The 12,303-nt window shown below is 70.9% G+C and carries 8 protein-coding genes and 1 tRNA gene; 8 read left to right on the top strand and 1 reads right to left on the bottom strand.

The window, feature by feature from the left end; genetic code table 11:
* Positions 1-57 precede the first annotated feature (57 nt).
* The 7 genes from NBW76_RS16325 to NBW76_RS16295 all read left to right on the top strand — a co-directional run bounded on the left by NBW76_RS16325 (position 58) and on the right by NBW76_RS16295 (position 11,274).
* A complete protein-coding gene (locus tag NBW76_RS16325; protein ID WP_055969612.1) occupies positions 58-414 on the top strand; it encodes an STAS domain-containing protein in 357 nt (118 codons plus the stop codon).
* Between the two features lie 110 nt (positions 415-524).
* Positions 525-2,942, top strand: coding sequence for a sodium-translocating pyrophosphatase (locus NBW76_RS16320; RefSeq protein ID WP_055969609.1), 2,418 nt, complete (start codon positions 525-527; stop codon positions 2,940-2,942).
* 214 nt (positions 2,943-3,156) lie between these two features.
* A complete protein-coding gene (locus NBW76_RS16315) occupies positions 3,157-4,602 on the top strand; it encodes a methyltransferase (protein ID WP_056552766.1) in 1,446 nt (481 codons plus the stop codon).
* Between the two features lie 133 nt (positions 4,603-4,735).
* Positions 4,736-7,489: a type I DNA topoisomerase gene (topA, locus tag NBW76_RS16310; RefSeq protein WP_056552763.1), complete on the top strand. Its 2,754-nt coding sequence runs from the start codon at positions 4,736-4,738 to the stop codon at positions 7,487-7,489.
* A gap of 448 nt (positions 7,490-7,937) precedes the next feature.
* Positions 7,938-8,594 (top strand): dTMP kinase, encoded by a 657-nt coding sequence (tmk, locus tag NBW76_RS16305; protein ID WP_056552760.1) that lies wholly within the window; start codon positions 7,938-7,940, stop codon positions 8,592-8,594.
* Entirely contained in the window at positions 8,591-9,739 is a 1,149-nt protein-coding gene (locus NBW76_RS16300; protein WP_056552757.1) for a DNA polymerase III subunit delta', read from the top strand. The genes tmk and NBW76_RS16300 overlap by 4 nt, the downstream gene beginning before the upstream one ends.
* Positions 9,736-11,274, top strand: a complete 1,539-nt coding sequence (locus tag NBW76_RS16295) for an alpha/beta hydrolase (RefSeq protein ID WP_055969598.1) — start codon at positions 9,736-9,738, stop codon at positions 11,272-11,274. The genes NBW76_RS16300 and NBW76_RS16295 overlap by 4 nt, the downstream gene beginning before the upstream one ends.
* A gap of 201 nt (positions 11,275-11,475) precedes the next feature.
* On the opposite strand, the gene NBW76_RS16290 is transcribed toward NBW76_RS16295, so the two are convergent.
* On the bottom strand, positions 11,476-11,772 hold the full coding sequence (locus NBW76_RS16290; protein WP_055969595.1) for a chorismate mutase: 297 nt from the start codon (positions 11,770-11,772) through the stop codon (positions 11,476-11,478).
* An 87-nt stretch (positions 11,773-11,859) separates the two neighbouring features.
* Between NBW76_RS16290 and NBW76_RS16285 the strand changes: the two genes are divergently transcribed.
* Positions 11,860-11,935 (top strand) — tRNA-Thr (locus NBW76_RS16285).
* Positions 11,936-12,303 lie beyond the last annotated feature (368 nt).

Genomic DNA, 12,303 nt, shown 5'->3' with positions numbered 1-12,303 from the left:
ACGGGGGCGGGCTCGGTCCCTTCGTGGTTGACTGGTCACACCTTCGGAAGGACGTTGATGGACCTGCTCCTCACCACGCGCACCGACGACCCGTTCGAGATCATCGAGGTCGGCGGCGAGATCGACGTGTACACCGCGCCACGCCTGCGTGAGGCCATCGTCGAGGCCGTCGAGGCCGGGCACCTGCGCCTCATCGTCGACGTCGAGCGGGTCGAGTTCCTCGACTCCACGGGGCTCGGCGTCCTCGTGGGCGCCCTCAAGAAGGTGCGCGCCGGGGGCGGGTCCCTCGACATCGTGTGCACCCACCCACGGCTGCTCAAGATCTTCGAGATCACCGGCCTCGACAAGGTGTTCGGCCTGCACGACTCCGTGGAGGCGGCGCGCGCCGCCCACGGACCCGCGTCGCTGGCCTGACCGCGCCCACCGTGGACGACACGCGCAGGATTGTTACCCGGGTGTAGCCCGCGTCACATTTTCCTGGTTGGCTGGGGCCGACACCCCTGTCCCACACCACGGAGGAATACATGGTCGACGCGACGTTCGTTGCGGCGGCGAGTGATCTCGAGCTCTCGGGAGGCAACACGACGTTCGTCGCTGTGGTCGCCGGGATCGGAGTCGTCTCGCTCCTCTTCGCTGCACTGTTCCGCTCCCAGGTCCTCGCTGCCGACGACGGCACCGAGAAGATGCAGGAGATCGGACTGGCGGTGCAGGAGGGCGCCTCGGCCTACCTGACCCGCCAGTTCAAGACGCTCGCCGTGTTCGCGGTGGCCGCGTTCGCCTTGCTGTTCGCGCTGCCCGGTGCCACCGACGTCCGCATCGGTCGCTCGGTCGCGTTCCTGGCCGGCGCGCTGTTCTCGGCCCTCATCGGGTACTTCGGCATGTGGCTCGCGGTGCGGGCGAACGTCCGCGTGGCGGCGGCTGCCGAGAACGAGGGGCGCGAGGTGGCCATGCGCATCGCCTTCCGCACCGGTGGCACCGTCGGCATGTCCACGGTGGGCCTCGGCCTCATCGGTGCCTCGGTCGTCGTGCTGATCTACCAGGGTGACGCGCCCACGGTGCTCGAGGGCTTCGGCTTCGGTGCCGCGCTGCTGGCCATGTTCATGCGAGTCGGCGGCGGCATCTTCACGAAGGCCGCCGACGTCGGCGCCGACCTCGTCGGCAAGGTCGAGAACAACATCCCCGAGGACGACCCGCGCAACGCGGCGACCATCGCCGACAACGTGGGCGACAACGTCGGTGACTGCGCCGGCATGGCGGCCGACCTCTTCGAGTCCTACGCCGTCACGCTCGTCGCCGCGCTCATCCTCGGCTCGGTGGCGTTCGGCGAGCAGGGCCTGGTCCTGCCGCTCGTCATCCCGGCCATCGGCGCGCTGACCGCCATCCTCGGCGTCTTCATCACCCGCGCCCAGCCGGGCGTGAGCGGCCTGAGCACGATCAACCGCTCCTTCTACATCTCGGCGTTCCTGGGTGCGGTGGGGTCGTCGGCCTTCTCCTGGTTCTACCTGCCGTCGTCCTTCGCGGACCTGTCGCTCCCGACGGCCGACGAGTCGTCGATCCTGTCGCAGGTGCTGCCCGTGGAGAGCGTGGCCGGCCTGGACGGCGACCCCCGCGTCATCGCCATGGTCGCCGTGATCATCGGCATCGTCCTGGCCGCCGTGATCCTCGCGCTCACCGGCTACTTCACCGGCACGGAGACGCGCCCGGTCAAGGACGTCGGCAAGACGTCGCTCACGGGGCCGGCCACGGTCATCCTGTCCGGCCTCTCGGTCGGCTTCGAGTCGGCGGTCTACACCGCTCTCGTGATCGGCGCGGCGGTGTTCGGCGCCTTCCTGCTCGGCTCGGGCTCGCTCGTCGTGGCTCTGTTCGCCGTGGCCCTGGCGGGCTGTGGCCTGCTCACCACGGTGGGCGTCATCGTGGCCATGGACACCTTCGGTCCGGTGAGCGACAACGCCCAGGGCATCGCGGAGATGTCCGGCGACGTCGGCGAGGAGGGCGCGCAGATCCTCACCGAGCTCGACGCGGTGGGCAACACCACCAAGGCGATCACCAAGGGCATCGCGATCGCCACGGCCGTCCTGGCCGCGACCGCGCTGTTCGGGTCGTTCACCGACGCGATCCGCGACGGCTTCGGCGAGGTGCTCTCCGGCTTCGACGTCCAGGACCCCGAGCCGCTGCAGGCCTTCCTCGGTGGGCTCAGCTCCTCCGACGGGCAGGTCATCTCCGGCATCCTCAACGTGGCCGACCCGAGCAACCTCGTCGGCCTCATCATCGGCGTCTCGGTCGTGTTCCTCTTCTCCGGGCTCGCGATCAGCGCCGTCGGGCGTGCCGCGGGCGCGGTCGTGTACGAGGTGCGCCGCCAGTTCCGCGAGATCCCCGGGATCATGGAGGGCACCGGTCGTCCCGAGTACGGCAAGGTCGTCGACATCTGCACGCGCGACTCGCTGCGCGAGCTGGCGACGCCGGGCATCCTGGCGATCTTCGCGCCGATCGCCGTCGGCTTCGGCCTCGGCGTCGGCCCGCTGGGCGCCTACCTGGCCGGCTCCATCGGTGCCGGCACGCTCATGGCGGTGTTCCTCGCGAACTCCGGCGGCGCGTGGGACAACGCCAAGAAGCTGGTCGAGGACGGCAACCACGGTGGCAAGGGATCGCCCGCCCACGAGGCGACGATCATCGGCGACACGGTCGGTGACCCGTTCAAGGACACCGCCGGCCCGGCGATCAACCCGCTGCTCAAGGTGATGAACCTCGTCGCCCTGCTCATCGTCCCGGTCGTCGTTCAGGTGACCTACGGCGAGGACGCCAAGGACTGGGTCCGGTACACCATCGCCGGTGTCTCGGTGCTCATCATCGTGGTGGCCGTGTACATCTCCAAGCGTCGTCCGATCGCCATCGGCGACGTCCAGGAGGACGGCGCCATGGACGAGGCGACCAGCCCCGCCTGACCGCACCACCCCACGTGACCCCCGCGGCCCCGCTGCGGGGGTCACGTGCGTCTGGCGCATCGCGTCCCTCCGTCCCCACGATTCCCATCAGGTGATGGGAATCGCGAGCCCACCACGGAACTCCGTGACTCACCTGGGGATGTCCGCCCAGGTGAGTGGGGGAGAACCAGGGTGAGTGGGTGGCATCGACGTGGCGGCGTGACACGCTGGCCGCATGGAACAGGTGCGCGCACGGCTGGCCGACGTCGGGTTCACGGTGGACCGGGTCCAGGAGCTCCTCGGCCCCGCCGCCCACGCCGCCCTGCTGCGCAACGAGACGACGCCGGCCGAGCGCGCCACGCGCGACGGCTCCGCGCTCTCCACGCTCGTGCGGCTCTTCTCCCTCCAGCGCGCCGAGCCGGCCCGTGCCGTCGAGGCCGCCCTCCCGGGGCTCGTCGACGACCTGCTCGAGCGGGGGCTGCTCGGACGCGACGGGTCCGACGTGCGTGCGCTCGTCGACGTCCGGCCCTACGGCGACGAGGAGCACGACTGGTGGGTGGTCTGCGACCTCACGCCCGGTCTCGACACCAGCCCGATCGAGGTCGGACCGGAGCACGTGCTCGGCATCAGCGAGGCGTCGTCGTCGCTCGCGCAGCTCACGGTGCCCACGTCGGGTGGACGCGTGCTCGACCTCGGCACGGGCTGCGGGGTGCAGGCGCTGCACCTGGCGCAGCGCCACGACCAGGTGGTCGCCACCGACGTGAACCCGCGCGCGCTGTGGGCGGCACGGCTCACGGCCGAGCTGAACGGTGCCGACGTCGACGTGCGCGACGGCTCGTTCTGGGAGCCGGTGGCCGGCGAGCGGTTCGACGTGATCGCCACGAACCCGCCGTTCGTCGTCTCGCCGCCCACGGGGGAGCGGCTCGTGTACCGCGAGGGGTCGCTCGAGACCGACGGCGTGGTGCGCACCGTCGTCTCGGGCGCCGCGGACCACCTGCGTCCCGGCGGCTGGTGCCAGGTGCTGGGCAGCTGGGTGCACACCGACGAGCCGTGGGAGGAACGTCTGCACAGCTGGATCGCCCCCACCGGGCTCGACGCCTGGGTGGTGCAGCGCGAGGTCGTCGACCTGCCGGCGTACGTGGAGATGTGGCTGGCCGACGCGGGCGCACGCCACCGACCCGACTACGCCGAGCGCTACGACGCGTGGCTGGGCTGGTTCGACGAGCAGGGCGTGGAAGCGATGGCCTTCGGGTGGATCAACCTGCGGGCGGTCCACCGCGACGTCCCGGTGCTGCGGATGGAGCAGTGGCGGCACGAGGTCGTGCCACCGGTCGGCGCCGCCGTGCTCGACTGGGCCGAGCGGGTCGACGCCCTGGCCGACGCCGACGACGTTCTCGACGTCCGCTGGACCCAGGCCACCGGCCTGGCGCAGGAGACGTACGGTCCGGCGGGCGCGGCCGACCCGGAGGCGATCGTGGTGCGGCTGGGGGAGGGGCTGCGTCGCGCGAGGCAGGTCGACACCGTGGAGGCGGGGCTGCTCGGCGCCCTCGACGGCGACCTCACGGCCGGTCAGGTGATCGACGCGCTCGCCCAGCTGCTCGACCGCGACCCGACCGAGCTGCGTGAGTCGTACCGACCCGTCGTGCACGACCTCGTGGCCGACGGGTTCCTGGTGCCCTGAGAGCGTCGGCGCAGGGCGTGGCGCGCGCCACGTCGGCCCCCGGGGCACGATGTTTGTTGACAGGACGCGTTAGCGTTTGCCCCGTCCGGCCCCCGACCAGTGGGGCCGACGCCGTCCAGCAGGGAGTATCACCGTGACCACGCTCGTCATCGTCGAGTCGCCGAACAAGGTGCGCAGCATCCAGTCGTACCTGGGTGACGGGTACGTCGTCGACTCCAGCGTGGGCCACATCCGGGACCTTCCGAAGGGCGCCGACCAGGTGCCGGCCAAGTACAAGGGGCTGCCCTGGGCGCGACTCGGCGTCGACATCGACAACGGCTTCGAGCCGGTCTACGTGGTCGCCGCCGACAAGAAGTCGCAGATCACCAAGCTCAAGAAGCTGCTCAAGGAGTCCGACGAGCTCGTGCTCGCGACCGATGAGGACCGCGAGGGCGAGGCCATCGCGTGGCACCTGTACGACGAGCTGAAGCCGAAGGTGCCGGTCAAGCGGATCGTCTTCAACGAGATCACCAAGGAAGCGATCACCCGCGCGGTCGAGAACCCGCGCGACATCGACATGGACCTCGTCGACGCGCAGGAGACCCGGCGCATCCTCGACCGTCTCTACGGCTACGAGGTCAGCCCCGTCCTGTGGAAGAAGGTCATGTCGGGCCTGTCCGCCGGTCGCGTGCAGTCGGTGGCCACCCGTCTGGTCGTCGAGCGCGAGCGGGAGCGGATGGCGTTCCGGTCCGCGTCGTACTGGGACCTCGACGCCACCTTCGACGCGGGCGAGAAGCACGAGGACGCCCGCCTGTTCCCGGCACGGCTGGTGAGCGTGAGCGGCAAGAGGGTGGCCAACGGCTCGGCCTTCGCCGACGACGGCACCCTCAAGAACGCCGAGGTCGCGCACCTCGACGAGGCCCGGGTGACGGCGCTGGCCGCTGGCCTGCGCGACGAGTCCTTCGCGGTCGCCGCGGTCGACGCCAAGCCCTACACCCGCAAGCCCTACGCCCCGTTCCGCACCACGACGATGCAGCAGGAGGCGTCGCGCAAGTTCGGGTTCGGCGCGGCCCGCACCATGCAGGTGGCGCAGCGTCTGTACGAGGGCGGGCACATCACCTACATGCGCACCGACTCGATCACGCTGTCCCAGACGGCGCTGAACGCGGCCCGGTCGCAGGTCCGCGAGCTCTACGGTGCCGAGTACCTGCCCGAGAAGCCGCGCACCTACACGGGCAAGGTCAAGAACGCGCAGGAGGCGCACGAGGCCATCCGGCCGGCGGGCGAGAAGTTCCGCACGCCACAGGCCACGGGTCTGCGCGGCGACGAGTACAAGCTGTACGAGCTCATCTGGAAGCGCACGCTCGCCTCGCAGATGAAGGACGCCCGGGGCGAGCAGGTCTCGATCAGGCTGGCGGCCACGGCCTCCGACGCCGCGGGTGCCGACGCGGGCGCCCCGGTCGAGTTCACGGCGTCCGGTCGCACCATCACCTTCCACGGCTTCCTCAAGGCCTACGTCGAGTCCCGCGAGGACAACGGCCAGGGCGACGACCAGCAGACCAAGCTGCCGGCCCTGGCGCAGGGCGACACGGTCGCGGCGCACGAGCTGACCCCGGCCGGCCACGAGACCAAGCCGCCGGCCCGCTACACCGAGGCCTCGCTCATCAAGGAGCTGGAGGAGCGCGAGATCGGCCGGCCGTCCACGTATGCGTCGATCATCGGCACCATCCAGAACCGCGGCTACGTGTTCAAGAAGGGCACGGCGCTGGTGCCGGCCTGGATCGCGTTCAGCGTCGTGCGGTTGATGGAGCAGCACTTCCCGCGTCTGGTCGACTACTCGTTCACGGCCGAGCTGGAGGACGTGCTCGACGAGGTCTCGCACGGTCGCGACGCCCGCCAGCGCGTGCTCGAGAGCTTCTGGGCCGGCAGCGGCGAGAAGGACACCGGCCTCAAGTGGCTGATCGAGAACCTGCCCGACATCGACGCGCGCGGACTGGCCACGTTCGAGCTGGGCGACGACATCGCGGTCCGCGTCGGTCGGTACGGCCCGTACGTCGAGGGCCCGCCGATGGTGCCCGGCAAGGACGGTGCCGACGTCCCCACTCGGGCCAACGTGCCCGAGGACCTGCCGCCGGACGAGCTGACCCTCGCGAAGGCCAAGGAGCTGCTGGCCAACCCGGCCGGCGCCGAGAAGATGCTCGGCACGCACCCCGAGACCGGCCTCGACCTGGTGGTCAAGAACGGTCGGTTCGGCCCCTACGTCACCGAGCTGCTGCCCGAGGGCGCCAAGAAGAGCGAGAAGCCGCGCACGGCCAGCCTGTTCCAGTCCATGAGCATGGACTCGATCGGGATCGACGACGCCGTCAAGCTGCTCACGCTGCCGCGCGTGGTCGGCAAGGACGCCGAGGGTGTCGAGATCACCGCGCAGAACGGCCGCTACGGGCCCTACCTGAAGAAGGGCACCGACTCGCGCTCGCTGGAGTCCGAGGAGCAGCTGTTCACCCTCACCGAGGAGCAGGCGCTGGCGATCTACGCCCAGCCGAAGACGTACGGCCGCCGTGGTGCGGCCAAGCCGCCGCTCAAGGAGCTGGGCGACGACCCGGTCAGCGGCAGCCCGATCGTCGTGAAGGAGGGTCGCTTCGGCGTCTACGTCACCGACGGTGAGTACAACGCCACGCTGCGCAAGGACGACTCCCTGGAGACCCTCACCGCCGAGCGTGCGCAGGAGCTGCTCGCCGAGCGCCGGGCCCGCGGCCCGGCCAAGAAGACGGCCAAGAAGGGCGCGAAGAAGGCGACCAAGAAGGCCCCGGCGAAGAAGACGGCGGCCAAGAAGACGGCGGCGAAGAAGACCACCGCGAAGAAGTCCGCGGCCAAGAAGACCACCGCGAAGAAGACGACGGCCACGTAGAGCTGAGTCCTCGGGCGGTCAGGGCTTCTCCCTTCTCGTGGACCGTTCCACGCGAAGGGAGAATCCCTGACGACCGCAGGCGCCGAGCGGTGTGGATTCCACCGTCCGGGCGCTCGTGCGGTGGAGGATCCACCGCGGGCACGCGCGAAGGGAGAATGCTGCGCCGGTCACGCGCAAAGGAAGAATCGTGGGTCCACCCCCGGCACCAGATGAGTCCCGCGCCCCCGGACCAGCGCCCGCCCAGGTCCCCGGTCGAGGCCTTTCGGGGGCCGCCTCCAGCGAAGACCGAGGCAGCGCATCGGTGAGTCGTGACCGCGGGCAGTGCGTCAGTGAGTCGTGACGACCGCAGGCAGCGCAGCAGCACGACGGCACTGCCGCAACCAGCGCAGCAGCAGACGCGACGACACACCACCCCACCCCGTCGCACCCGCCCCCTAGGATCGGCGACATGCAGCCTCGCTACACCGACTCGGGCGTCTTCGTCGCCCTCGAGGGTGGCGAGGGGGGCGGCAAGTCCACCCAGTCCCGCCTGCTGCGCGACTGGCTCACGGCCCAGGGAACGCCCGTGCTGCTCACGCGCGAGCCCGGTGGCACCGAGGTCGGCGCCCGGCTGCGCAGCATCGTGCTCGACCCGGCCACCGGCGACCTGTCGCCGCGCACCGAGGCCCTCGTCTACGCCGCCGACAAGGCCGAGCACGTCGACGCCGTGGTGCTCCCGGCGCTCGAGCGCGGCGAGGTCGTGGTCACCGACCGCTACGTCGACTCCACGCTCGCCTACCAGGGGGCGGGCCGCGCCATCGACGCCGCCGAGCTGGAGCACGTCGCCCGGTGGGCCACGGCCGACCTGCGGCCCCACCTGACCGTGGTGCTCGACCTCGATCCCACGGTCGGACTGTCGCGCGCCGGTGAGCCCGACCGCATAGAGGCCGAGCCGCTCGACTTCCACCAGCGCGTCCGTGAGCACTTCCTGACCCTCGCGGCCGCCGACCCGGCCCACTACCTCGTCCTCGACGCCGACCAGCCGCCCGAGGTCGTGCACGCCGCCATCCGGGCTGCGGTCGAGCCGTGGCTCGGGCAGGCCCGCCACGACGGCGGTGACCTGTGACGAGCGTGTGGGACGAGCTCGTCGGCCAGGGACCGGTCGTCGACACGTTGTCCGCGGCGGTCCGGTCCGCCGGCGGCGACGGTCGCTCCATGACGCACGCGTGGCTGCTCACCGGTCCGCCCGGGTCGGGGCGCTCCAACGCGGCCAAGGCGTTCGCGGCGGCGCTGCAGTGCGAGCTGGGTGGCTGCGGCCAGTGCCACTCGTGCACCACGGCGGCGGCCGGCAGCCATCCCGACATCACCGTCATCCGCACCGACGGGCTGTCCATCGGCACCGACGTCGCGCGCGAGTACGTGCGCAAGTCGGCCCTGCGGCCGGCGCTCGGGCGCTGGCAGGTGCTCATCGTCGAGGACGCCGACCGACTCACCGAGCAGGCGGCCAACGCCCTGCTCAAGGCGGTGGAGGAGCCGTCGCAGTACACGGTGTGGATGCTGTGCGCGCCCGCCACCGAGGACGTCATCGTCACCATCCGGTCGCGCTGCCGGGCCGTGCTGCTGCGCACCCCGCCCGCCGACGCGATCGCCCGCCTGCTGGTGGAGCGCGACGGGGTGGAGCCCCAGCTCGCGCAGGCGGTCGCGGCGGCGTCGCAGGGACACATCGGTCGCGCGCGCGGTCTGGCCCGCGACCCGCAGGCACGGGAGCGTCGTCGCGACATCCTGTCGCTGCCCACGTCGTTGCGCTCCCTCGGCGACTGCCTGGTGGCCGCCCAGCGCATCAACGACGAGGCCACCGCGCGAGCCGCCGCGGTCGCCGACGTGGCCGACGAGCGCGAGACCTCCGACCTCAAGCAGTCGTGGGGCGTGGAGGACCGTGGCCGCAGGCCCGCCGGCTACGCCGGTGCGGTCTCCTCGCTCGAGAAGGACCAGAAGAGGCGTCGCACCCGGCTCGCGCGTGACTCGATCGACGGCGTCCTGCTCGACCTCCTCTCGTTCTGCCGCGACGTCGTGGTCGCGCAGACGGCACCCGGCGCGCCGCTCGTGAACGCCGACGTCGCCGACGCGGTCCGTTCGGCCGCCGACGTGTGGACCCCCGACTCGACGCTCCGCAGGATCGATGCGATCGTCGAGGCACGCGAGGCGCTCACCGCCAACGCTGCACCGCTGCTCACCCTCGAACGCATGATGATGGGATTCCGGACCCGATGAAGCGCCCTCTCCTCGTCCTGATCGTCCTTGCCGCCGTGGCCGCCGTCGTGGTCGGCGTGCTGGTCGCCACGCGCGGTGACGACTCCGCTCCCACGGCCCAGCTCGAGCCCACGGGTGAGAAGGCCCCCGACGGGCTGCAGCGCTTCTACGACCAGGAGCTGACCTGGGAGGACTGCGGCGGCGAGCGCGAGTGCGCCACGATCGAGGTGCCCGTCGACTACGACGAGCCCGACGGCGAGACCACGAAGCTGAAGGCGGCGCGCTACCTGGCGGAGGGCGACGGCACCCGCGTGCTGTTCGTCAACCCGGGCGGCCCGGGCGGCTCGGCCATCGACTACGCGGGATCGCTCGCCGGGAGCATGGGCGACGAGGTCCGCGATGCGTTCACCATCGTCGGGGTCGACCCGCGCGGCGTCGGCGAGAGCTCGCCGCTGGAGTGCCTGCCCGACGAGCAGTTCGACGAGTACGCCGCGAGCGACCCGGACCCCTCGAGCGACGCCGAGGTCCAGGAGTTCCGCGACGCGGTCAAGGAGCTCGGCGAGGCGTGCCGGAAGAACTCCGGTGACCTCGCCGGCCACGTCTCCACCGAGGAGGCGGCCCGCGACATGGACGTCGCGCGAGCCCTGCTCGGTCAGAAGAAGCTGGACTGGTTCGGCGCCTCCTACGGCACGCAGCTGGGTGCCACCTACGCCACGTTGTTCCCCGCCAAGGTCGGCGCGATGGTCCTCGACGGCGCGGTCGACCCGTCCAAGGACGTGTTCGGGTCCTCGCTGGGCCAGGCCACCGGGTTCCAGCGTGCGCTCGACGCCTACATCGCGTCGTGCGTGAAGCTCGAGTCGTGCCCGCTGGGGCAGGACGCCGACGCCGCGCAGCGCGCGATCGAGACCCTGATGAGCCAGCTGGAGGACGAGCCGCTGCCCACCGGCACCGATCGCGAGCTCACCAAGGGGCGTGCGTTCTACGGCATCGCCGTCACGCTGTACGACAAGGCCAGCTGGATCGCCCTCTCGCAGGGCCTCACGGCGGCGCTGCGCGGTGACGGCTCGGTCCTGCTGCAGCTGAACGACGCCTACTTCTCGCGCAAGGGCAACGGCGAGTACGACGGCAACATCGGCTGGGCCAACATCGCGGTCAACTGCCTCGACAACCGTGAGCGCCCGAGCGTCGACGAGGTCGAGGCCGAGCTGCCGACGTTCGAGAAGGCCTCGCCGGTCTTCGGCGAGGCGCTGGGCTGGGGCGTGCTGGGCTGCAGCGACTGGCCGGAGCCGGCCGAGCGCCCGCAGGTCGAGATCGACGCCGAGGGCTCCGCGCCGATCGTCGTCATCGGCACCACCCGCGACCCGGCCACCCCGTACGAGAACGCGAAGGCGCTCGCCGACCAGCTCGGCGACTCCGAGGGCGTCCTGCTCACGCGCGACGGCGACGGCCACACCGCCTACGGGTCGGGCAACCAGTGCATCAAGAAGGCCGTCGACGCCTACCTCGTCGACGGCACGGTCCCGAAGGACGGCCTCACCTGCGAGGACGAGGGCTGACGCACGCTCTCGGCTCTCGGCTCGTCACGCCGCTTCGGCGCGTGCGAGGTAGGTGTGCCGCGCTACGGGGGCACCCGGCGGTAGGACCGCCGCAGATACGCACCTGCTAATCGCGGAGGACCGACTTCCTACCGCCCAGGTTTCGCGCGCCACCTACCTCCGACGGCCGCGGAGCGTCGCCGTGGGTCGGTCGGGGAGTGGTCAGGCCGAGCGGATGGCCTCGTGGTGGCGGATGACCTCGTCGATGATGAAGGTCAGGAACTTCTCGGCGAAGGCGGGGTCGAGGTCCGACTCCACGGCGAGCGTGCGGAGCCGCTCGATCTGGCGCGACTCGCGCTCGGGGTCCGAGGGCGGCAGCTCGTGCGCGGCCTTGAGACGCCCCACCCGCTGCGTGCACTTGAACCGCTCGGCGAGCAGGTGCACCAGGGCCGCGTCGATGTTGTCGATGCTGGATCGCATGTCGTCCAGCTCGGCCCGCACGTCCTCTGTTCCGTCCACGCGTCGAGTGTAGGGGCCCGGTTTGTGGCCCCCGCAGGGCCCGGATAGACTCGTCGAGGTTCGGCGGGCGATCCTCGCTGGGCCTTCGCCGCCTTAGCTCAGTCGGTAGAGCGTTTCACTCGTAATGAAAAGGTCGTCGGTTCGATTCCGACAGGCGGCTCCACAGTCACACTGCTAGCGCAGCGTCCTCGCCGCATCCGGGTCTCGGGTGCGGCGAGTTTTTCGTTTCCGGGTCGGGGTGCGCGGGGGTTCGTGAGATCGCTCGATTGCGGCGTCTTCGCAGGTCAGGGGCAGGGGCCGTTTCACCAGCAGTGAAATGGTGGACGCTCCTCGGAAGCCTGCTGAGGAATGGTCCTGGGTCCACCGGTCGACGGGGGATCCGGCCTGCGGCAACGTGAGGCTCGAAGTTTGCGTAATTTGTGAACAAGATCAGATTCTCGGTGTTACGTTCCTCGAAATCGGCCCCTTTGGCTGCGGACGTGAGTCCGTTCGCAGGCGCCGCGGTGACGGCGACTGGGGGAGCTTCATGAT

It is taken from the genome of Aeromicrobium sp. Leaf245 (assembly GCF_942548115.1).
Lineage (GTDB): Bacteria > Actinomycetota > Actinomycetes > Propionibacteriales > Nocardioidaceae > Aeromicrobium.
The sequence above is the reverse complement of the archived record's forward strand: the minus strand, read 5'-3'. Positions and strand labels throughout refer to the sequence as shown.

What these genes read in the sequence shown, in the direction of transcription:
- NBW76_RS16325 (WP_055969612.1), top strand. Translation starts at nt 58, where the DNA reads ATGGACCTGCTCCTCACCACGCGCACCGACGACCCGTTCGAGATCATC.
- tmk (WP_056552760.1), top strand. Translation starts at nt 7,938, where the DNA reads ATGCAGCCTCGCTACACCGACTCGGGCGTCTTCGTCGCCCTCGAGGGT.
- NBW76_RS16320 (WP_055969609.1), top strand. Translation starts at nt 525, where the DNA reads ATGGTCGACGCGACGTTCGTTGCGGCGGCGAGTGATCTCGAGCTCTCG.
- NBW76_RS16295 (WP_055969598.1), top strand. Translation starts at nt 9,736, where the DNA reads ATGAAGCGCCCTCTCCTCGTCCTGATCGTCCTTGCCGCCGTGGCCGCC.
- NBW76_RS16315 (WP_056552766.1), top strand. Translation starts at nt 3,157, where the DNA reads ATGGAACAGGTGCGCGCACGGCTGGCCGACGTCGGGTTCACGGTGGAC.